This window comes from Mesorhizobium sp. M0701, assembly GCF_040320365.1.
Lineage (GTDB): Bacteria > Pseudomonadota > Alphaproteobacteria > Rhizobiales > Rhizobiaceae > Mesorhizobium.
In genome coordinates this window covers 182811-202835 of sequence record NZ_JAMYPO010000003.1, presented here as the reverse complement: position 1 = coordinate 202835, position 20025 = coordinate 182811, and the positions used below count along the sequence as shown (strand labels likewise).

Below are 20025 nucleotides of genomic sequence, written 5' to 3'. Positions count from 1 at the left end.
GCGCGAGCTTCCCACTCCCGAGTTACGCCTCCTTGTTGGCATTCGCGAGCGCCACTGTGCGACGCTCCGGGAGCCCCATTCCGACGAGCGCACCGGCGAGCGAGAGCAGAGCGGAGACGTCGATTGCCGAGGTGAAGCCATCGCTGAACGCGTCGGTGGACGAGAAGCTTCCAGTGCCGGCGAACACCGCACCGGCGATCGCGATCCCGGATACGCCACCAAGGAAGCGGAATGTGTTGAACGTGCCGGCAGCCTTGCCGACCTCCGGCCGGGCGACCGCATTGAGAACCGCGTTCTGCGCGGCAGGCATGGCCATCGACACGCCGGCACCGGTAATGATCAGTGGGGCGACTAGCTGGATATAGGGCAGATCAGGTGCGGCGATCTGCGCCAGCCAGGCCATTCCAGCCGCTTGCAGGATCAGTCCGGCCACCACAAGCCAGCGCTCGCCGACGCGGTTGATCAGGCTGCCGGAGATCGGTGCGACCACGAAAAGCGTCGCGGTCCAGGGCAGCAATCCCATGCCGGCGCCGAACGGCCCACGGCTCTGGGCAAACTGCAGAAACTGCGGCAACAGGAATACGAGGCCGTACATGGCGGCGCAAAGCAGGAAGTTCGCCCCTACGCCCGAGGAGAACGCGTGCGCCCGAAAGAACCGCAAAGGCAGCATGGGCTCACGGGTACGCAGCTGCCAAAGGACGAACACGATGGCGAAAAGCAGCCCGGCCGTCAGCGCCGTCAGCACTTCAGAGCTGCTCCAGCCCACGATGTTGCCGCGCATGAGGCCCCAGACCACTCCGAATGCCGCCGCAGTTACCAGCACGACGCCGAGGACATCGATAACCGTGCCCGGCCCGTGACTCTCCGGAATCCGACGCAGCACCAGCGGGATGAGAACGATGCCGACCGGCACATTGAGCCAGAAGATCCAGTGCCAGGAGAGGCCTTCGGAAATCGCACCGCCCGCCATCGGGCCGATGATCAGGGCCAGGCCGGTGATGCTGCTGAAGATACCCAGCGCCTTGCCTCGTTCCTCCGGAGGAAAAGCGACGCTCAGCAGCGCCATTGCCAGCGGCATGACCATTGCGGCACCTGCGCCCTGGACCGCACGGGCCGCAATCAGCAATCCGGCATTGCCAGCGAGCGCGCAGGCAACCGACGCTGCGACGAACAGCGCCAACCCGGCAACGAGCGTACGGCGGCGGCCGAACCGGTCACCGAGCGCAGCCCCGGTCATGAGCAGGACGGCAAAACTCAAATTATAGGCGTTCATCGTCCATTGCAGCGTCTCCAGCGAGGCATCGAGCTCGACCCGCATCGTGCTCAATGCCGTCGCCACAACCATCGCATCGAGAACGACCATCAAGGAGCCTATCGACGTGAGGGCGAGAACCCAGACCTTCGTTGATCCCGCACTTTGCTTGCTCATGACTATGGCGCCTCCGGCTTGAACAAAGGGCCCGCCAGGTTACGGGCCCGTGATCCAGAGACGCGTAGGAACCATCAAAGGATTCCAGCAAGAGAAAGTTTTTTCGACCGAATCCTTTTGCCATCGTCGAGCGTCTATAAGACGCTGCGCCCGATGACGGGCGCCTGCCTGGGAGATACGCATGAAATTGATCCTTGTGCGATGACCGGATCCGCAACCGGCACCCCAGAAGGACGGGAGCCATTTGATCGGCTGCTCGGCGAATTGCGGCCGAAACTGCACCGCTATTGTGCCCGCATGACCGGTTCGGTGATCGATGCCGAGGATGTCGTCCAGGAAGCTACGGTCAAGGCCCTTGAGGCGTTCCCCGGGACCGGGCCGATAGCCAATGTCGAGGGCTGGCTGTTTCGCATCGCGCACAATGCAGCGCTCGACCACCTGCGCCGTCGCGCCAGGGTGGATGCCGCGCATGCCGTCGAGGATATCGACACGATACCTGACCCCGGCATATCGGCCGAGGGTCGGCACACTGCAGCCGCAAGCCTGCAGACCTTCATGCGCCTGCCCGCGGCGCAGCGCAGCAGCGTCATCCTCATGGATGTGCTCGGCTATACGATCGAAGAGATCGGCAACATTATCGACAGCAGCGTTCCGGCGGTGAAAGCCGCACTGCATCGCGGCCGTCTGCGCCTGCGCGAGGTCGCCGGCGAGCCTGACGATAGGCCCGTGCCGTTGTTGGCCGAGCCGGAGCGGGCGCGTCTGGCAGCCTATGTAGAGCGGTTCAACGCCCGCGACTTCGATGCGATCCGCGACATGCTGGCCGAGGACGTCCGGCTTGACCTCGTCAACCGGCTCCGGGCGAGTGGTCGCACGAAAGTGGGCCGGTACTTCCACAATTACGCGGGTATCCACGATTGGCGGCTGCTTCCAGGCCTGGTGGATCGGCAGCCAGCCATTCTTGTGATTGATCCGGACGACTCGGCCGGAGGGCTAAAATACTTTATCCTGCTGGAATGGGCCGGCGACAGATTGGCGAGAATTCGCGATTTCCGCTATGCGCGCTACACGCTTGATGGCGCCGAGGTGATGCCTCTGCGGGCATAGCAATTCGCGTTTCATAATGCCGAACAAACACTGCCAGCTATTTTTGGATCGCGGCCGCTTGCCATCCAAGCGGCCGCCCTTTTCCACCGATCGTGCTTTAAGCCGGTTGCAACTCCCTGCGCGGCAGCGGCGGGAAGGCGATCGCAATCGCCATCGCGCCAAGCCCGACAAGGGCCGAGCCGATGAACAGCCAGGAATAGCTGGCATAGGCATCGAACACCATGCCGCCGGCGAGCGGGCCGAAAGCCATGCCGAGGCTGGACAGCATGGTTACTGCACCGAACACCGTGCCGAGGATGCGCTGGCCGAAATATTCGCGCGCCAGCACCGCATAGAGCGGCATGACGCCGCCATAGGTGGCGCCGAAGATGACGGCGAGCGTGTAGAATTGACCAAGCTCGCTGACCGCCAGATAGGCGGCGATAACCACGGCCTGTATGGCCAGCCCGGTGATCAGCACCGGTTTAACGCCCAACCGATCGGCAAGCACGCCGTAAAGCAGCCGGCCACCCAGCCCTGCCAGGCCCTCGATGCTGTAGATGCTGACCGCCGCCATCGGCGCTATGCCGCACAGCATCGCATAGCTCACCATGTGGAAGATCGGCCCGGAATGCGCCGCGCAGCAGGCAAAGAAGGTCAGTCCCAACACGATGAATTGCGGCGAGCGCAGCGCCTGCGCAACCGTCATGCCGGCACCCTCGGCCGCAACGCTTGGGGCAGCGCCGTCGGCAGCGGGCTTGGGCGGCTGGCGCACCAGAAGCGCGGCCGGCAGTAGCAGCACCCACGCGGTTATGCCGATGTCGAACATCGCGGTGCGCCAGTCGTAGGCCGAAATCAGCCAGCGGGCGAAGGGCGAGATGGTCATCGGCGCCACGCCCATGCCGGCCGAGACCAGCGAGACGGCGAGGCTGCGGTTCGTGTCGAACCAGGCGGAGGTCAGCGCGATCATCGGCGCGAAAAAGGCGCTTGCCGCGAGGCCGACGAGCACGCCGTAGGCCAACTGGAAAACGAGCAGCGAACCGGTGCGGCTGGCCAGGACCAGCGCCAGGCCGAGCAGCACGGCGCCGGTCATCACGACGATGCGGGCGCCAAAGCGGTCGTAAATGGCGCCCCAGGCGAAGCCGCCGAGGCCCATTACCAGGAAGTTCAGCGTCATCGCGCTCGATATGCCGGCGCGCGACCATTGTGTGTCGAGCGCCATCGGTTCGAGAAAGATCGCCAGCGAGAACATCGCCCCGAGGGCGACACAGGTCATCAGCGCGCCAGCCGCGACGATAACCCAACGATAGGGAAGGCTCATTTCACTTTTCTCCCATGCCGGAAGCGTTGATACGGCACGACCTTTTCGAGCTCCGCCGAGCCGCTTGCGTCCGAAGGACGTTGGACATGTCTTGAATCCGACAATCTGGTTGCATTTTTTATCCAGTCGGCGCGATGGCGCCATTCCACGGCTTTCTGGATTGACCGCGCACCATTCGAAGCTAGATTTCCAACCGGCGATCAGGAGCTGTCAAGCATGGCAAATCAGGAACTTCATCGCGGCCGTCTCATCGACCACCTCCAGTTGGTGGTCAGGGATCTCAAGGCCAGCCGTCGTTTCTACGAGGCGGTTCTCAACGTGCTCGGCATACCGATCGGTGGCGCCGGCAATGATTATTTCTGGGCCGACGAGCTGTTCATTTCCAGCCCCGACAGCCCGGCGGCCCTGGGAAAGCTGACCGGCCGCCACCACCTGGCCTTCCAGGCAAATGACCGCGCCATGGTCGACGCATTCTACAGGGCCGGCCTCGACGGCGGCGGCACCGACAATGGCGCGCCCGGCGAACGATCCTACCATCCCGGCTATTACGCCGCCTTCCTGCTCGACCCCGACGACAACAACATCGAGGCCGTCCACCACGGCGCCGCCAACCGCAGCGCCGATTCAGTGAAGATCACTTTCTAGCTTCGGGTAAGGGTGGTTCGCTTGCGCAAACGGCCGGCACGGTTGGTCTCTGCCAAAAGCTGGGTGTTTGCGTCATAGACCATGCGTCTGCCCTATCGCGTCAGCGCAGCCATTTGGCCTGCAAGGAAATCGACGAACAGCCGCGCCCGGACCGGCAGCTGTCGCCCGTACGCATGGACGATGTGCACCGGCATGGTCGGCATCGCCACCTCGGGCAGCATGCGGACCAGGCGGCCCGCGTCGAGATCGTCCTGCACCGCAAACTGCATGAGATGCGCGATGCCGGCGCCGGCAAGTGCCGCATTGCGGATGGCGCCGCCGTCATCGGTATCGAGCCGCCCATCCGGCACGATCATCGTACCGTCGGCAAACGTGACCGGATAAGGCCGGCCAGCCATCTGGTGGCGGACGAATTCATGGTCCCGTAAATCCTCGACCGATGCCGGACGGCCGCGCCGCTCGACATAGGCCGGTGAGGCCACCAGCATGATCGGCAGATTGGCGATCTTGCGCGCGACGAGCCCGGTGTCTGAGAGCGGCCCCATGCGCACCGCAACGTCATAGCCTTCGCGGATCAGATCGGCGTGACGGTCGGTGACGCTGAGCTCGACCTTCACTTCGCCGTGCTGCGCAAGGAACGCTTGCGCCCATGCCGCGATCAGGCCACGCCCAAGCTCGACCGGCGCTGTAACGCGCAGCAGGCCGCGCGCCGTATCGGCCATCTGGACGATGTCTTCGGCATCGTCCAGCGCCCTGAGCAGCGGCGCCACGCGCTCGTAGTAGGCGAGGCCTTCGCTGGTGAGCCCGAGCCGGCGCGTCGAGCGCTGGATCAGCCTGACGCCGAGCCGACGCTCGAGCCGCGCCACGCTTTTCGACACTGCCGACGGGCTGGAGCCGACCAGCCGGCTGGCGGCATGGAACGAGCCGGCATCGACTGTGCGGACGAAGGCGACGAGACCGGCGGTCTTTTCGAGGATGGTGGTCATTCCGGAATTCCAGGCACGAAAGAACGGATTGTGGGCACCATAATACGCGTTTCGATCATGATTAAATACCGCTCATCGTCAACAAAGGAGAGATTTGATGAGCAAGCTGAACGGCAAGGTCGCCATCGTCACCGGCGCCTCCAAGGGTATCGGTGCCGCCATCGCCAAGAGTCTTGCCACGGCCGGCGCCGCAGTGGTCGTCAACTACGCCTCGTCACGGGAAGGCGCCGACCGCGTCGTCGCCGAGATAGAGGACCGTGGCGGCCGTGCCGTCGCCGTCCAGGGCGACGTGTCGCAAGCGGCTGATGTGCGCCGCCTGTTCGAGGAGGCGAAATTGGAGTTTGGCGGGCTCGACATACTGGTCAACAATGCCGGAGTCTTCGCATTCGAGCCGCTGGAAGCGGTTACCGAGGCCGAGTTTCACCGCGAGTTCGACACCAATGTGTTGGGCATCATTCTGACCACGCAAGCAGCAGTGAAGCATTTTGGCGCGGGCGGCGGCAGCATCATCAACATAAGCTCGGTCGCCAGCCGCAATCCGCAACCGAACTCGCTCGTCTACGCCGCGACCAAAGGTGCGGTGGACACGATCACGCTGTCGATGTCGCGGGAGCTCGGCGAACGCAACATCCGCGTCAACGCCATCGCGCCCGGCGGCATCGATACCGAGGGCCTCGCGCGCATCGGCATCGTCGGCAGCGAATTCGAGAAGCAGATTATAGCCATGACGCCGCTCGGTCGCTTCGGCCTGCCCGACGACGTCGCCCGCGTCGCGGTGTTCCTCGCGTCCGACGAAGCGTCCTGGCTGACCGGCGAGCGCATCACCGCCTCCGGTGGCTGGCGATAGGCATGGAGGGCGCGGACCGCCGTTTTCACGGACCATGCCCCACGCAGCGCGACGTCGATAAAACACTGCAATCGATGACGGGTGCGATCCAAGCCCTATGTAGCAGCGAGGGAGGAGCGCCGTGCGCCATCGATGACGGCGAGAAGCCAGGGAGATAACGGATGACGGACGACGAAAGGGCAATCCGAAAGCTGGTCGAGACGTGGATGGATGCGAGCAAGCGTGGAGACATCGCGACCGTCCTCAGCTTGATGACGGACGACGCGATCTTCATGGTTCCCGGCCGGGAACCCTTCGACAAGGAGATCTTCGCGGCAGCCGCGCGGGAGACGGCCGGCGTTCATATCGACGGCACGAGCGATATCGTGGAACTACAGCTTCTCGGCAATTGGGCCTTCATCCGCAGCCGCATCAATATGACCGCGACCCCGCCGAATGGCGAGCCGGTCCATCGATCGGGATATGCGCTGACGCTCCTGCGCAAGGAGGCGGATGGTGAGTGGCGGCTCGCGCGCGACGCAAACCTGCTGACCGTGCAAGGCTAGAGCCGGTCTCCGGCATCTCTGCACCTGGGCGAAGATGCGATGCAGGTCGCTCTGATCCTCCTCCACTGATCACACCGGCAAGAGGGCGTTCGGCTTGACATCGGCGATGGAGGCGAAAGTGTGCGTTTCGCGCACGCCGGGCAGCGGCAGGATGACCCGCTGCAGGAAATCCTGGAACACCGCCATATCGGCGATCCGCGCCTTAACCAGATAATCGAAACCGCCAACCACCATATGGCACTCCAGAACCTCCGGAGCTTTCGCCACGGCTTCGGCGAAGCGGTCAAAGACATGCGGCGCCGTGTGGTCAAGCCGGACCTCGATGAACACCAGTGTTCCCCGGCCGACCTTGCGCGGATCAAGCACGGCCCTGACCGCGGTGATGAACCCGTCGCGGAACAGGCGCTTAACCCGCTGGCTGGTTCCGGTCGGAGACAGCCCGACACGCCCGGCAAGATCAAGCGTCGTCCGGCGTCCGTCTTCCTGGAGCAACCGGAGCAGGCTGCGGTCTATCTGGTCGAGGTCGCTCATTTCACAATCCACGCTATCTGAGGGATTTGCGTGTTGATTTCACGCAGAGATGCCGAAATCGACGTATTTCATAACATAAAACCTCGCAATAGCCTGCGCTTCCCTCACCGCTGAAAGCAAACGTGGTGAGCCGATTTCGAACACAGGAGTGCAGGATGACCAAGGAAGCGTTCAGCCCAGCCGGCAGGAGTGCGGCGGAAATCAGCAAGGGAGCGACCGAGATCCTGGTGCTGAGCGAAGCCGACGTGATGGAATGCATCGACCTCAGTCAGCTTCTCGATGTTCTGGAAGACGGCTTCAAGGCGCTGTCACAAGGCAAGGTCGTCAATCCACCCCGACCACAACTCGACATCCCCGGGGCCGGCTACAGCCTCGCCATGCCGGCCTGGATGGAGGGCATGAACCTGACCGTCAAGATCGTCAACGTCTTCGAAGGCAACCTGGCCAAGAACCTGCCCAGCCACCTCGCCACCATCAGCCTGTTCGATCCGCTGTCCGGCCTGCCGGTCTGTATCATGGACGGCACCTTCATAACCGCGGTGCGGACCTCCGGCTCCGCCGTGCTGTCGGTGCGCGCGCTTGCGTGCCGGGATGCCAGGATAGCGACCGTGGTGGGCGCCGGCGTGCAGGCCAACCAGCACCTGCATCTGTTGCCGCTGGTGCGCGACTTTGCCGAAATCCGTGTCGCTTCAAAGAGTTTCGACGATGCGGCAGCGCTTGCCCGGCTGCATCCGTCGGTGGTGGCGGTCGCCGACCTCGAGGCAGCAGTGCGCAGTTCCGACGTGGTGTGCCTGGCGACCCACTCCTACCAGCCGGTGATCGACGCAGGCTGGGTCCAGCCAGGCACGCATGTCTCGTCGGTCGGGGTGGCGCCGCCCGGCGGTGAAATGCCGATCGAGCTCATCGGCAGATCCAGTCTTTTTGTCGAAACCAGGGATGCATTCAAACCGACCCCGGTCGGATCTTGCGAGCTTGCCGGCTTCGACCCGGATTTCGGCATCGAGCTTGGCGCCATGCTGCTCGACCGCGCGCCGGGCCGCGTTTCGGATCAAGAGATCACCACCTACAAGGCGATGGGCATTGCGATGGAAGACATGGTCGCTGCCGACCTCGTCTATCGTTGCGCCCGGCGTCTGCGCAAGGGAAAGCTCATCGTGCTGTAGGCGCGCGCCGCGCGCCAGGCGGGATCGACGGTGCTGACAATGGCGCTTTCGCACAAGCGGCCGGGCTAAAGGCCGGCCCCTCAGGCCGGCTCGCGCTTCAGAGCCTGCGCCATGCAGTGAATGCCGCCGCCGGTCTTCGAGATCTCGCTCATGTCGATGGCCGCCACCTCGAAGCCGCGCGCCTTGAGCTGACCGATCAGCGTCTGGCTCGAGGTCGGCGCGATGACCCGGTCCTTGCCCAGCGACATGAAGTTGCAGCCGAGCGCCATCGTGTCCGGGAACGGCACGTCGATGATCTCGTGGCCCTTGCCCTTCAGCCAGTCGACGATGCCCGGCTCCGTGCAGGCGAGGCAGACAGCGGTCAGTTTTTCAGCGATCGGCACCACCATCAGGTCGATATGGACATAATATTCGTCGATGAAGGCGATCCGGGTCTCCCAGCCCTCCTTGTCGAACCAGGCCTGCACCTGGCGCGCGCCCTCCTCCTGCGTGCGGGCGCCGCCGCAGCCGATCAGCACCATGCCGTCCTCGATGACGTTGAAGTCGCCGCCTTCGAAGGTGCCGGCGGTGACCATGTCGTAGATCGGAATGCCGAGCCTCTCATAGGTGCGGATCGCCGCGTAGTTCTCGCCGCGCCGCCACCATTGCGACATGGCGGTGATGATGGCGCCGTACGGCGTCATGACGCTGGAATCGCGCGAATAGACCTGCATCGGCAGCTCCGGCGTTGGCTCGTGCCAGTGGGTGTTGACGCCGAAATGCTCATAGGCGGCGACCAGGTCCTTGTGCTGCGCCTGCGCGATCTGGACGTTGCACGGCGCCTCCCGCAGATGTTTGCGCGACAGCGAACTGGTCGAGAGATGACGCAGGAAATTCGGCGAGCCGAGCAGCACGTCGGTCAGCACGTCGGTCTCGTTGGCGAAGCCCCAGGCGGTCAGCGGCTTGGTTCCGCCGGCCGGGTTGCGGCGCTGCAGCGAAAACGGCTCGGTGACGATGCGGTCATGGACGGTCATGGGGTTTCTCCTCGTGAAGGGCGGCTTGGTTGATGTTGATCATGCGGCTTGGTTGCTTGGTATCCACCAATCCCGTCCGCGCGGGGTGGTGATGTATTCCGGCCAGCGAAATCCGATTGGCGGATCGTAGTCGCAGAGCGGCGCGATCCAGTTCGAGCCACCGATGCCGCCGCCGGTGCGGGTGACGAATTCATCCATCGCAGCGTCGCGCGCAGCCTCGTCTTCCAACAGGCGAAGTGCTGCCAGCGCGGCCGACTTTGCGGCGCAGATGACCATCGGGTCGATGGTGGCAGAAATGCCGCCCAGCGCATTCATCGCCCAGGACGGAAACGCGTGGCCGTTCTCGGATCGCAGCGCCGGCCGGGCGACGTAGAATCGTGCCGTCGGTGTATGCCACGACATGTCGGTGTAATCGTCGGAGGTGGAATTGAGCTGCGATGGCGGCAAGTCACGGCGCAGGATCGCCTCGGCATCCTGCGGTGCAATCAGCCGCTCCAGTTCGTCGATGAATGGTTCCTCGGTCGCCTCGCCCCCGGCATTGACCTGGACTTCGCGGGCGATCGCCTTGGCCGTCTCGTCCCAGCACGGGGGCCCGACCGCCGCCAGCGCGTCGAAGGCAATGCCGGCCATGACGTGATTGGCCAGCCCCGGCCGCGACTTCGACACCCAGTGCCGCTCATGGCGGCAGCCGCTCATCCTGGCTGCGGCTTCCGCATTGCGGTCGAGCACGGCGGTGACCTGCTCGGCCATGGCAAGCGTCGGCACGCGGATCATGTACTGGATCTCGGCCAGCCCGGCCGGCAGATTGTCGGCGGTCGCCTGGCCCGCCGTCAGGATCGCCTCGCTGATCGACCAGCCGCCCTGGTGCGGCAGCATGGAATCGCGTAGCGCCTTGGAGGCCATGTACATCATCATCAGCGCGTCGTTGGCGCCGGGCGCCCTGACCGCCGAATGCGCCTGCGGGATGGGCGCTGCGTCGCCTGCCGCCCTCGCCCAATGTTCCGGCTCGTCGCAGATGAAACGGTAGATCATCGCATAGGCCGCACCGCAATGCGTGTCCCAGCGCGCCGTGTTGCACAGCGGCAGCATATAAAAAGGATGGAAGGAGACCATGCCCGCCAGCCCATCGTAATAGCCCTTCGCGGCATGGATCGGCTTCGATCCCCTCACCTTCTCCGCCGGCTCGCCGGTGAAGCGCAGCGTGCCTGATATGCCGTGACGCTGCATCGCCGCCTTGGTCGCCAGCAGCCCGCCGAGGCTGGCAATACCGAGGCCGGAATGCGGATCGGTGTGGCCGCCGGCCTGTTCGCCCAGCCCCGGGCGCGGTCGCTTCACCGTCGCCGCATCCTGGCAATTGCCAGGCACCGCGTCGTACTCGGCATACATGCCGATGGTCGGGCCGGTCCCGTTGGTCCAGTGGGCGCAGAAGGCGGTCGGCATGCCGCCCGATCCTTCCTCGACCGAAAATCCTTCGTGTTTCAGATGCTCGACATACCAGGCGGCCGACTGGTATTCGCGCCAGGCGGTCTCGCCGAAATCGAAGATCGTCCGCGTCCACGCCGATAGCGACGGCTGGATGTCGTCCAGACAGGCAAGTGCGGTCGCTTGCGCGGAGGTCACCGGTTTCTCCATGGCGGAAAGAAAGCAGTGAAGCGCCCCGCCAAAAAGTGATATGTTTTCCCGGCTCATGCAAATTCGGTTCACCTCTTGAGAATTCCCTCGACGCAGGCGCTGCGCGCCCTCGACAGTTTTGCCCGCCACGGCAGCGTCTGGCGCGCCGCTGACGAACTGCATCTGACCCGCAGTGCCGTCAGTCATCAGTTGCGCCTGCTCGAACGCGATCTCGGCTTCGATCTGCTCGAACGTATCGGCAAGGGCGTGGCGCTGACGCCACGCGGCCAACGCTATGCCAGCGACGTGCGCAAGGCGCTGACGGTGCTGGGCGACGCGGTGACACGCCATGCCGGCACCGGCATCGGCGGCTCGTTCAGCGTCAGTTGTACGCCGGGTTTCGCCTCGCTGTTCCTGTGCACCCATATCGGCGAGTTCCGGCAGATGTACCCCGATGTCGCGCTGCGCATCCTGACGCCGCGCCGTCTCGACGACGTGAGCAATGCCGAGGCCGATGCCTTCATCGCCTTCGGCGTCGGCAATTGGCCGAACCGCGCGGTCGAGCTGTTGTGCGGGATCTCCTTTACGCCGCTGTGCAGCCCAACGCTGCTCAACAAGATCGGCGGCTTCTCCAAGCCGGCCGACGTGCTGCGCGCCAATCTCCTGCATCTCGGCGATACCGAGGACTGGGCGCGCTGGCTGGCGCTGTCCAAGGTCGAGAACCCCGACCCGGAAGGCGGCATCTTCTTTTCCGACATGAACCTGGTTTTTTCGGCGGCGATCGCCGGCCAGGGCATCGCCATGGGCGACGAGCTGACCAGCGGCCGGGCACTGAGCGAAGGCCGGCTGGTCCGCCCCTTCGACATAGCGATCAACTCCCCGCGCTCGTATTTTCTGGTTTCCGAGCACGCCAAGGCGGCGCATCCGGTGCTGGAGGCGTTTGGGCGGTGGCTGAGGTCGAAGCTGTCGGAGAACCAGCGTTAATCTCCCCCCTTGAGGGGGAGATTGGCGCATAGATGAATCAAATTTGCCGATCAGGCGAAAACTATTCGGTTGCGGTGAGCCGCCGCCCTGCCTACGATTTCGGCTACGCTAAGGAAAGGGCAGGATGCAGCAACCCGGCCGGGCCGCAGAGATCAAGGCAATCGGGATCGGCAAGAGCTTCGGCTCGTTCCGTGCGCTGGACGATCTGACGCTCGATATCGGCCGTGGCGAGTTCCTCACCCTGCTCGGCCCCTCCGGTTCCGGCAAGACCACCTTCCTGATGATCCTTGCCGGCTTCATTCAGCCGACCGACGGTCGCCTTTACAGCGACGGCGTCGACATCACCGAGCGGCCGGCCGAGCAGCGTGCCGCCGGCATGGTGTTCCAGGGCTATGCGCTGTTCCCGCATATGAGCGTCGAGGCCAACATCGCTTTTCCGCTCAAGGTGCGAAAGAAACCGGCGGCCGAGATCAAACGCCGCGTCGGCGAAATGATCGAGCGCGTCGGGCTCAAGGGTCACGAAAAGAAACTGCCGTCGCAATTGTCAGGTGGCCAGCAGCAGCGGGTCGCACTGGCGCGGGCGCTGGTGTTCGAGCCGGGCGTACTTTTGCTCGATGAGCCGTTTTCGGCACTCGACAAGAGCCTGCGCGGCCAGATGCAGGCCGAGATGAAGCGGTTGCACCAGGAGACCGGCACCACCTTCGTCTTCGTCACCCATGACCAGAGCGAGGCGCTGGCGTTGTCATCTCGCGTCGCCATCTTCAACCATGGCAAATTGCTGCAGGTCGGCGCGCCGGACGAGGTCTACGACCGGCCGGACAACCGCTTCGTCGCCGAGTTCCTGGGCGAGATCAACATGCTGCCGCTGAAGGGCGTGCGCCCGGCCGACAATGGCTCGACAGGCCTCTGCGAAGACCGCGCGATCAGCATGCGCTGCAGGGCCGAGAAGGTCCGTGGCGATGCCATCCTGGCGATCCGGCCGGAATACATGTCGATCGCCCGCGAAGCCGCGGCAGGCGAGAACGGCATTGCCGCGACTGCCGTCGCCTCGACCTATCTCGGCGCTGCGACGCGGCTCGATCTGACGACGCGGCAAGGCGCCAAGGTGACGGTCTCGGTGCCGAACGAGGTTGCCGCTTCCGCGCTCAGCAAGGGCAATTCCGTCTGGCTGACCTGGCCCGCGGAGAAAGGCTTCCTCCTTCCGGATGGAGAGCAATGACGATCGGCGTGGCGAATTCGCCAAGCTGACATTCAGGAAATACCAACGACAAAAAAGGGGAACTGACATGACAAACCAAACCAAGAAAAATTCCATCGAGGCGCTATCCGCCAGGGCAGTGCGCGGCGAGATCTCGCGCCGGCAGTTCACGCAGCTGGCCGCACTGGTGCTGGCCGGCACGCCGATGCTGCTGCGCTCGACCGGCGCCTTTGCTGCGGCGAAGGAACTGGTGCTGGTCAACTGGGGCGGCGACGCCATTACCGCCTATGACGCCGCTTATGGCCAGGCCTTCACCAAGGAGACCGGCATCACCGTCAAGATGGACGGCTCCGGCCCGACCGAAGGCGCGATCGCGGCGCAGTTCAAGAGCGGCGCGCCGACCTGGGATCTGGTCGACGTCGATCCGTTCTCGGCCATCACGCTCGGCGCCCAAGGCATGCTCGAGCCGATCGACTATGCGGTCGTCGACAAGAAGAAGATGCGGCCGGGATTCGGCTGGGAGTACGCTGCCTCGACCTATTTCTTCTCCTATGTCATCGCCTATGATGCCGAGAAATACGGCAGCCAGGCACCGACCGGCATGGCCGACTTCTTCGACGTGGCAAAATTCCCCGGCAAGCGTTCGCTCTACAAATGGGGCGTGTCGAGCTGGGAAGCGGCACTGCTCGCCGACGGCGTCGCGCCGGCCTCGCTCTACCCGCTCGACCTCAAGCGCGCGCATGACAAGATCGCCGCCTTCAAGGAAAACGTCGTCGCCTATTGGGGTGGCGGCGCCGAAAGCCAGAGCGTGCTGCTCAATGGCGAGGCCTCGATGGCGATCGTCTGGTCGACCCGGGCTTCCCTCATCGAGCAGGATTCCGGCGGCAAGATCAAGTTCATCTGGGACCAGGGCCTGATCTCGCCCGGCGCGCTCGCCGTGCTCAAGGGCAATCCCGGCGGCAAGGACGCGGCGATGAAGTTCATCGCAAGCACCCAGGACCCGGAGAAGGAACTCATCATGTTCGACAAGCTCGGCCAGGGTCCGGCCAACCCGGCCACCGATGCGCTGATCCCCGCCGACAAGAAGCGCATCAATCCGGTCGATCCCGAGAACATGAAGAAGCAGATCCCGCTCGACATGGATTGGTATGCCAAGAACTACGGGGCGGCACTCGACGAATACACGAAGATCATCTCCGCCTGATAAGCCGGGATAACCGGATGAGAGCATACCTCTCCGACAGGATGGGCGCGGCGCTGTTGATGGCGCCGCTGCTCCTCTTTCTTGTGCTGGCTTACGCCTGGCCATTCCTTGGCGTGGTTAAATGGAGTTTTACGCTGCCCACGCCGGGGCTGGGGCAATACAATGCGCTGCTCACGGATCAGTTGGTGCAGTCGGTTTTCATCCGCACGCTGCGTATCGCCGCGATCGTGACGATCGTTTCGGTCGCCGCCGCCTACGCCATCACCGTTGTCTGGGTGCGCGGCACGCCGGTGCAGCGCGTCGTGGCCGAGTTCTGCATCCTGGTGCCGTTCTGGATCTCGGTGCTGACGCGCGCCTTCGGCTGGGTGGCGCTTTTGTCCAATCGCGGCCTGATCAACACCTGGCTGCAGGCGGTCGGCTTCATCTCAGAGCCGCTGGCGCTGGTGCGCAACGAGTTCGGCGTTATCGTCGGGATGACGCATTTCCTCATTCCCTTCGCCGTGTTTCCGCTGGCCTCATCGATGCGCAGCCTCGACGACCGTGTGCTGCTGGCGGCGCGCGGCCTCGGCTCCAGCCGTATGCGCACCTTTTGGTCGGTATTCGTGCCGATGACCAGCTCCGGCATCATCGGCTCGGCGCTGATCGTCTTCGTCTTTTCGCTCGGCTTCTTCGTCACGCCGGCGATCCTCGGCGGCGGCCGCAGCGTGATGATCGCCGAGCTGATCTATCTCCGCATCTTCCAGAGCCCGGACTGGGGCCTGGGTGCGGCGATCAGCGTGGTGCTGGTGCTGTTCGTCGGCGCGCTGATGGCGCTGCTTTTCCGCTATATCAGACCCAAGCAATTGGTGTAGCGCGATGCCGACCTACCGCCCCGGTCCCGTCTCGCTGGTCCTCGCCGCCCTCGTCGCGCTGTTCCTGCTGCTGCCGCTGCTCGCCGTCATCCCGGTGTCGCTGACGCCGAGCCGCATGCTGGCGATGCCGTCGGGCGAATTGTCGCTGCGCCATTACCGGGCGCTGATCGAGGATCCGCGCTGGATCAGTTCGATCCTGCTCTCGATCAGGATCGGCATCGTCAGCAGCGCCTTTTCCACCGTGCTGGCGCTCTGCTTCAGCCTCGGCATCTGGATGTTCCAGCCGCGCTTCACGGCAGCATTGGTCGGTTTCGTGCTGCTGCCGATGGTGGTGCCGCCGGTGGTCTCGGCAATCACGCTCTACTTCCTGCTGACCTCGATCTCTGGCGTCAGCTCATTCTTCGGCTATGACACCTGGCTGGGTGTCGCCATGGCGCATGCGGTGATGACGGTGCCCTTCGCCACGGTGCTGATCCTGGTGTCGCTCAGCCAGCTCGACCGCCGCATCGACCTCGCCGCCCGCGGCCTCGGCGCCACCGTGTGGGAGCGCGCCACCCGCATCATCATGCCCAATATCAAGTTCGGCATCGTCACCGCGGCGTTGTTGTCCTTCGTGCTGTCCTGGGAAGAGATCGGCGTCACCCTGTTTATCACCTCGGTCAACGCCATCACGCTGCCGCGGCTAATGTGGATGGGCCTGCGCGACAACATCGACCCGGCGATCGCAGCGCTCTCGGTGATCCTGATCGTCATCACCGTGCTGGTGCTTGTGGCGCGAAGCGTCGTGGTCAGGCTGCGCGCAGCGCTGTAGACGCCGCCTCACGCCGAGGTGACTGGCGCGAATGAAACCTTGGGCTACGATTTTCGTTATAGATGGTTCAACAGGTCGAAGGCCCCGCCATGAACCAGGGATGGTTTGCCAAGCCGGTTGCGGTTGCGGTCGGCATCGTGGGAGATATCCGCAACATTTCCAACGCACGGCAGGCTGTCGCATTGCTGGAAGCCCACTGGCGTGACACCGGCAGCGCCAAACACGGGGTGGCACTGCGCACATGCCGCCGCGCCATGAGCGACGATCGCTGGACCGAAGCCGCCAGGAACGCGTTCATCGAGGCCGCGCGGGAAGCGCATGTCCTGGTCGAGCGAGCCGTCGAACCGCAGGACCGGTCCAGGCAGGCGGGACCGTGATCGATTTGTGAGAGCCTCGGTGGTTCGGCCGATCTATTGCATCTCAGGCAGCATGCAGCCTTGGAATGGCGCTGACGTCAACCTCGCGTTCCGCGTGCCACGCATCATAGGCGGCCTGCATCCTGAGCCAGATCGCGGCGCCGTCGCCGAACATCTTTCCAAGACGGGCAGCGACAGCCGGCGACACCGGCTTCTTTTCGCGGATGATGTCATAAAGCTGCTGGCGCGAGATTCCGAGCAGATTGGCGATCTCCACCTTGGTCTTTCCGGTTGCCGGGATAATGTCGTCAAGCAGCGCTCCAGGGTGGGATGGGCAGCGCTCCATCGGACGCATCGGCTCATAAGAGGTCATGGGCTGGTTGTCCTTTCGCTTGGGGCGCCACGTACCCATAATGATATTGTTCGAAATCTACCCGGGTTGCCAGACCTCCCAAAAACCTGGCGGAGTTGTGGCACAGCGCCACCCACTAACCCATGGCATGGCGGATTCTCTTGGACAGGCGGCTCAAAAATGCCGGCCTCGACGACGCATCAAGCTTCCACGACAGCACCGCGGTCGCCATTTTCCGCGGCAACACTCCGACCGACAGGAACCAGGCGGCAAGGATTGCACGCCGCCGCAGGGATGCGGTCATTTCGAGGCTGGCGACGGCGCCGGCCGCCCCGAGCGCCAGCCGGGAATCGTCGGCCACGGGATGTCGGTCTCTGTCCGCGCAAAGCGATGCCAGCCGCTCTTCCAGGTGGACCGGATCGTGGCGGACGGCATTCGACGGCACGATGGTCAGGCCGATCCCGGAAGCCTGGTCCGACAGCGCCTGCATGCGGCGGAAATCGTGAGTTACCCGCCAGCGTGCCCGCTCGGCGAGCTTTTCACCGAAGACTGAATGGTTGGCGCCATGGATCCGGTAGGCGCCGAGGCATTCGTCGATCGATTGGACATGCCCGTACATCGGCGCCAGCGTTGCCAGATAGCCGTCGGCGCCCTGGCGGAACTCCGGCTCCGGTATCGGCATGATCGATTCGAGCGTTGCGCGGTCAAAGGCGAGCCCGCTGGTCACGGTCGTCTGATAGCGGCCCTTGTGCAGGAGTTTCGGCATGACGTCGCCGCTGTCGAAAGCCAGTTCGGGCGGCGGAAAGACATCCTTGATGCGTTGCCCCTCGTCGACGATATGCAGTCTGGACTGGACCTGGGCGGTTGCCTCGTCCCAGGTTTCGACAATGGTAGAGACGGCGGTTGGATAAAGATAATCGTCGGCGTCGAGGAACAGGACGATCTTGCCCGAGCTCGCCGCGAAGCCGGTGTTGAATGCCGCCGCGTGTCCGCCATTTTGCGCTCGCGGGCATGCGAGTATCTCATCGCGATAGGATTCCATGATTGTCGTGGAATTGTCCTGCGATGCATCGTCCACGACGATGACTTCGACATCGGCGTAGTCTTGCTCGAGGGCGCTGTCGATGCTGCGTTTGAGGAACCGCGCATAGTTGTAGTTCGGGATGATGATGGATACCGGAATGACAGGCTGCATCGCGTTTGACCTCGCATCTTGCTTTGGTTCGGCAAAGGCCCTCATGGGCCTGCCCCTCTTCAAGTGGCCCTCTTCAGGCGCGACGAGTTCCCCTCAGAAAAGCTTGCGCTTTCCACCAGGAGACGGGTCACGTTTCGCTTGCGACTTCGCAGTGAGGCCGCCATTGCCTTCGAGGGCTGCCGCCATAGTCAGAACGCGGTCGGCAGCAAAAGCTCCGACGTTCGGCCAAGGTGATGTCGCAACCGAGCCCGACGGAAATGTCTCGCCTCGCAATCAGGTCGGGAGCGAAGCGGACGGGTGCCCTGAAGGCATGGCGGATACTGGCCTGCAAATGCGGCTGGAACAAGCCCCGCGTCGAAAATAGGGCCACTTCAGGTTGCGTTTCAGGCGGCATGCCGCGACCGCCGGCCCTTTTGCCCCGGAGCCGGTGAACCGCCTCCGGGGCTTATGACCATGCAGCCTAAACAGTCAGGCGGCCTGCAAACCCGGCAGCGACAGGTCGACTTCCTCCGGCAAGTCGCCGGCCATGGCGGCGGCAAACTTCGTCTGGTCGAGTTCTCCCTCCCAGCGTGCCACCACGACCGTCGCTACCGCATTGCCGATGAAGTTGGTCAGCGCCCGGCACTCCGACATGAAGCGGTCGACGCCGAGGATCAGCGCCATGCCGGCGACCGGCACCGTAGGGACGACCGAAAGCGTCGCCGCCAGGGTGATGAAGCCAGCGCCGGTGATGCCGGCGGCACCCTTGGAGCTCAGCATGGCGACGGCGAGCAGCAGGATCTGGTCGCCGTAGGTGAGTGGCGTGTCGGTCGCCTGCGCGATGAACAGCGCCGCCAGCGTCATGTAGATGTTGGTGCCGTCGAGGTTGAAGGAATAGCCGGTCGGGATAACCAGACCGACCACCGAGCGGTTGCAGCCGGCGCGCTCCATCTTGGCCATGAGGCCTGGCAATGCCGCTTCCGAGGACGAGGTGCCGAGCACCAGCAGCAGCTCTTCCTTGATATAGCGGATCAGCGCCAGGATCGAGAAGCCGTTGTAGCGGGCAACCGCGCCGAGCACCACCAGCACGAACAGCAGCGCGGTCAAGTAGAACGTGCCGATCAGCATGGCGAGATTGGCGATCGAGCCGATGCCGTATTTGCCGATCGTGAAGGCCATGGCGCCAAACGCGCCGATCGGTGCGGCCTTCATCAGGATGGCGACGAGGCGGAAGATCGGCGTGGTCAGCGCCTGCAGGAAATCGACAACCGGACGGCCGCGATCGCCGACCAACGCCAGGGCGACGCCGAACAGCACCGAGAAGAACAGCACCTGCAGGATGTCGCCCTGCGCGAAGGCGCCGGTGATGGTGTCAGGGATGATGTTCATCAGGAACCCGACGATGGTTGTGTCGTGCGCCTTCTCGGCATACGCCGCCACCTTGGCGGTATCGAGCGTCGCTGGATTGATGTGCATGCCGGCGCCGGGCTGGACGACATTGGAGACGACCAGGCCGACGACCAGCGCCAGCGTCGAGAACACCAGGAAATAGATCATCGCCTTGCCGGCGACGCGGCCGACCTTCTGCAGGTCGGAAACACCGGCGATGCCGGTCGCCACCGTCAGGAAGATCACCGGCGCGATCACCATCTTCACCAGCTTGATGAAAGCATCGCCGAACGGCTTCATCGCCTCGCCGGTTTCGGGATAGAAATGGCCGAGCAGCACGCCGGCGGCGATCGCCGCCAGCACCTGCACATAAAGATGCCGGTATAAGGGAAGTTTGCCGCGCGGCTCGGCGGCAGCGATTGCTGTCTGCATGACGTCCTCCATGGCGCCCCGATCGAAAGCTCGACTCCCCGGGGCAGTTGTTTTGAGACCAGCAGCCTCGCGACTGCTGAATTCGTGTTTGCAACAGCCG

The 20025-nt window shown here is 64.0% G+C and carries 20 protein-coding genes; 11 read left to right on the top strand and 9 right to left on the bottom strand.

All coding sequences use genetic code 11. From position 1 onward, the window contains the following. Positions 1–22 precede the first annotated feature (22 nt). The gene (locus NKI24_RS04835; RefSeq protein ID WP_352451469.1) at positions 23–1429 is read right to left on the bottom strand and encodes an MFS transporter; all 1407 of its coding nucleotides are present in this window, start codon (positions 1427–1429) and stop codon (positions 23–25) included. 201 nt (positions 1430–1630) lie between these two features. On the opposite strand from NKI24_RS04835, the gene NKI24_RS04830 reads away from it, so the two are divergent. Next, the gene (locus NKI24_RS04830; RefSeq protein WP_352743692.1) at positions 1631–2533 is read left to right on the top strand and encodes a sigma-70 family RNA polymerase sigma factor; all 903 of its coding nucleotides are present in this window, start codon (positions 1631–1633) and stop codon (positions 2531–2533) included. A gap of 97 nt (positions 2534–2630) precedes the next feature. On the opposite strand, the gene NKI24_RS04825 is transcribed toward NKI24_RS04830, so the two are convergent. Next, complete coding sequence (locus tag NKI24_RS04825; protein WP_352743691.1) at positions 2631–3833, bottom strand: MFS transporter; 1203 nt, start codon at positions 3831–3833, stop codon at positions 2631–2633. A 216-nt stretch (positions 3834–4049) separates the two neighbouring features. Between NKI24_RS04825 and NKI24_RS04820 the strand changes: the two genes are divergently transcribed. Then, positions 4050–4478, top strand: coding sequence for a VOC family protein (locus NKI24_RS04820; RefSeq protein WP_352743689.1), 429 nt, complete (start codon positions 4050–4052; stop codon positions 4476–4478). A 92-nt stretch (positions 4479–4570) separates the two neighbouring features. Here the strand turns inward: NKI24_RS04820 and NKI24_RS04815 are convergent, their stop codons facing one another. Beyond that, entirely contained in the window at positions 4571–5464 is an 894-nt protein-coding gene (locus NKI24_RS04815; RefSeq protein ID WP_352743687.1) for a LysR family transcriptional regulator, read from the bottom strand. A gap of 97 nt (positions 5465–5561) precedes the next feature. On the opposite strand from NKI24_RS04815, the gene NKI24_RS04810 reads away from it, so the two are divergent. After that, positions 5562–6311 (top strand): SDR family NAD(P)-dependent oxidoreductase, encoded by a 750-nt coding sequence (locus tag NKI24_RS04810; RefSeq protein ID WP_352451474.1) that lies wholly within the window; start codon positions 5562–5564, stop codon positions 6309–6311. 161 nt (positions 6312–6472) lie between these two features. Then, entirely contained in the window at positions 6473–6856 is a 384-nt protein-coding gene (locus tag NKI24_RS04805) for a YybH family protein (protein WP_352451475.1), read from the top strand. A 69-nt stretch (positions 6857–6925) separates the two neighbouring features. Here the strand turns inward: NKI24_RS04805 and NKI24_RS04800 are convergent, their stop codons facing one another. Next, a complete protein-coding gene (locus NKI24_RS04800) occupies positions 6926–7387 on the bottom strand; it encodes an Lrp/AsnC family transcriptional regulator (RefSeq protein ID WP_126105586.1) in 462 nt (153 codons plus the stop codon). A gap of 155 nt (positions 7388–7542) precedes the next feature. On the opposite strand from NKI24_RS04800, the gene NKI24_RS04795 reads away from it, so the two are divergent. After that, entirely contained in the window at positions 7543–8550 is a 1008-nt protein-coding gene (locus NKI24_RS04795; RefSeq protein WP_352743684.1) for an ornithine cyclodeaminase family protein, read from the top strand. A gap of 80 nt (positions 8551–8630) precedes the next feature. Here the strand turns inward: NKI24_RS04795 and NKI24_RS04790 are convergent, their stop codons facing one another. Both NKI24_RS04790 and NKI24_RS04785 read right to left on the bottom strand, forming a co-directional pair. Then, on the bottom strand, positions 8631–9563 hold the full coding sequence (locus NKI24_RS04790) for a dimethylarginine dimethylaminohydrolase family protein (RefSeq protein ID WP_352743682.1): 933 nt from the start codon (positions 9561–9563) through the stop codon (positions 8631–8633). A 39-nt stretch (positions 9564–9602) separates the two neighbouring features. Continuing rightward, positions 9603–11195: a zinc-binding metallopeptidase family protein gene (locus NKI24_RS04785; RefSeq protein ID WP_352743796.1), complete on the bottom strand. Its 1593-nt coding sequence runs from the start codon at positions 11193–11195 to the stop codon at positions 9603–9605. 75 nt (positions 11196–11270) lie between these two features. Here NKI24_RS04785 and NKI24_RS04780 point away from each other — a divergent pair, with 75 nt between their 5' ends. The 6 genes from NKI24_RS04780 (at position 11271) to NKI24_RS04755 (ending at position 16599) form a co-directional block, all read left to right on the top strand. Further along, the gene (locus NKI24_RS04780) at positions 11271–12158 is read left to right on the top strand and encodes a LysR substrate-binding domain-containing protein (protein WP_023677271.1); all 888 of its coding nucleotides are present in this window, start codon (positions 11271–11273) and stop codon (positions 12156–12158) included. A gap of 124 nt (positions 12159–12282) precedes the next feature. Further along, the gene (locus tag NKI24_RS04775) at positions 12283–13377 is read left to right on the top strand and encodes an ABC transporter ATP-binding protein (RefSeq protein WP_352743680.1); all 1095 of its coding nucleotides are present in this window, start codon (positions 12283–12285) and stop codon (positions 13375–13377) included. A gap of 67 nt (positions 13378–13444) precedes the next feature. Then, positions 13445–14560 (top strand): ABC transporter substrate-binding protein, encoded by a 1116-nt coding sequence (locus NKI24_RS04770; protein WP_352679059.1) that lies wholly within the window; start codon positions 13445–13447, stop codon positions 14558–14560. Positions 14561–14577: 17 nt separating this feature from the next. After that, on the top strand, positions 14578–15411 hold the full coding sequence (locus NKI24_RS04765; protein WP_352685249.1) for an ABC transporter permease: 834 nt from the start codon (positions 14578–14580) through the stop codon (positions 15409–15411). A 4-nt stretch (positions 15412–15415) separates the two neighbouring features. Next, positions 15416–16222 (top strand): ABC transporter permease, encoded by an 807-nt coding sequence (locus NKI24_RS04760; RefSeq protein WP_352743677.1) that lies wholly within the window; start codon positions 15416–15418, stop codon positions 16220–16222. Between the two features lie 89 nt (positions 16223–16311). Next, positions 16312–16599, top strand: a complete 288-nt coding sequence (locus tag NKI24_RS04755) for a DUF982 domain-containing protein (protein WP_352451481.1) — start codon at positions 16312–16314, stop codon at positions 16597–16599. A gap of 43 nt (positions 16600–16642) precedes the next feature. Here NKI24_RS04755 and NKI24_RS04750 read toward each other — a convergent pair whose 3' ends face one another. The 3 genes from NKI24_RS04750 to NKI24_RS04740 all read right to left on the bottom strand — a co-directional run bounded on the left by NKI24_RS04750 (position 16643) and on the right by NKI24_RS04740 (position 19925). Further along, entirely contained in the window at positions 16643–16951 is a 309-nt protein-coding gene (locus tag NKI24_RS04750) for a HigA family addiction module antitoxin (protein WP_352451482.1), read from the bottom strand. 115 nt (positions 16952–17066) lie between these two features. After that, positions 17067–18125, bottom strand: coding sequence for a glycosyltransferase family 2 protein (locus NKI24_RS04745; protein WP_352743674.1), 1059 nt, complete (start codon positions 18123–18125; stop codon positions 17067–17069). Between the two features lie 468 nt (positions 18126–18593). Then, on the bottom strand, positions 18594–19925 hold the full coding sequence (locus NKI24_RS04740; protein WP_031211944.1) for a dicarboxylate/amino acid:cation symporter: 1332 nt from the start codon (positions 19923–19925) through the stop codon (positions 18594–18596). Positions 19926–20025 lie beyond the last annotated feature (100 nt).

Coding starts and splice junctions, on each gene's coding strand:
- NKI24_RS04835 (WP_352451469.1), bottom strand. CDS start 1,429: ATGAGCAAGCAAAGTGCGGGATCAACGAAGGTCTGGGTTCTCGCCCTC.
- NKI24_RS04830 (WP_352743692.1), top strand. CDS start 1,631: ATGACCGGATCCGCAACCGGCACCCCAGAAGGACGGGAGCCATTTGAT.
- NKI24_RS04825 (WP_352743691.1), bottom strand. CDS start 3,833: ATGAGCCTTCCCTATCGTTGGGTTATCGTCGCGGCTGGCGCGCTGATG.
- NKI24_RS04820 (WP_352743689.1), top strand. CDS start 4,050: ATGGCAAATCAGGAACTTCATCGCGGCCGTCTCATCGACCACCTCCAG.
- NKI24_RS04815 (WP_352743687.1), bottom strand. CDS start 5,464: ATGACCACCATCCTCGAAAAGACCGCCGGTCTCGTCGCCTTCGTCCGC.
- NKI24_RS04810 (WP_352451474.1), top strand. CDS start 5,562: ATGAGCAAGCTGAACGGCAAGGTCGCCATCGTCACCGGCGCCTCCAAG.
- NKI24_RS04805 (WP_352451475.1), top strand. CDS start 6,473: ATGACGGACGACGAAAGGGCAATCCGAAAGCTGGTCGAGACGTGGATG.
- NKI24_RS04800 (WP_126105586.1), bottom strand. CDS start 7,387: ATGAGCGACCTCGACCAGATAGACCGCAGCCTGCTCCGGTTGCTCCAG.
- NKI24_RS04795 (WP_352743684.1), top strand. CDS start 7,543: ATGACCAAGGAAGCGTTCAGCCCAGCCGGCAGGAGTGCGGCGGAAATC.
- NKI24_RS04790 (WP_352743682.1), bottom strand. CDS start 9,563: ATGACCGTCCATGACCGCATCGTCACCGAGCCGTTTTCGCTGCAGCGC.
- NKI24_RS04785 (WP_352743796.1), bottom strand. CDS start 11,195: ATGGAGAAACCGGTGACCTCCGCGCAAGCGACCGCACTTGCCTGTCTG.
- NKI24_RS04775 (WP_352743680.1), top strand. CDS start 12,283: ATGCAGCAACCCGGCCGGGCCGCAGAGATCAAGGCAATCGGGATCGGC.
- NKI24_RS04770 (WP_352679059.1), top strand. CDS start 13,445: ATGACAAACCAAACCAAGAAAAATTCCATCGAGGCGCTATCCGCCAGG.
- NKI24_RS04765 (WP_352685249.1), top strand. CDS start 14,578: ATGAGAGCATACCTCTCCGACAGGATGGGCGCGGCGCTGTTGATGGCG.
- NKI24_RS04760 (WP_352743677.1), top strand. CDS start 15,416: ATGCCGACCTACCGCCCCGGTCCCGTCTCGCTGGTCCTCGCCGCCCTC.
- NKI24_RS04755 (WP_352451481.1), top strand. CDS start 16,312: ATGAACCAGGGATGGTTTGCCAAGCCGGTTGCGGTTGCGGTCGGCATC.
- NKI24_RS04750 (WP_352451482.1), bottom strand. CDS start 16,951: ATGACCTCTTATGAGCCGATGCGTCCGATGGAGCGCTGCCCATCCCAC.
- NKI24_RS04745 (WP_352743674.1), bottom strand. CDS start 18,125: ATGCAGCCTGTCATTCCGGTATCCATCATCATCCCGAACTACAACTAT.
- NKI24_RS04740 (WP_031211944.1), bottom strand. CDS start 19,925: ATGCAGACAGCAATCGCTGCCGCCGAGCCGCGCGGCAAACTTCCCTTA.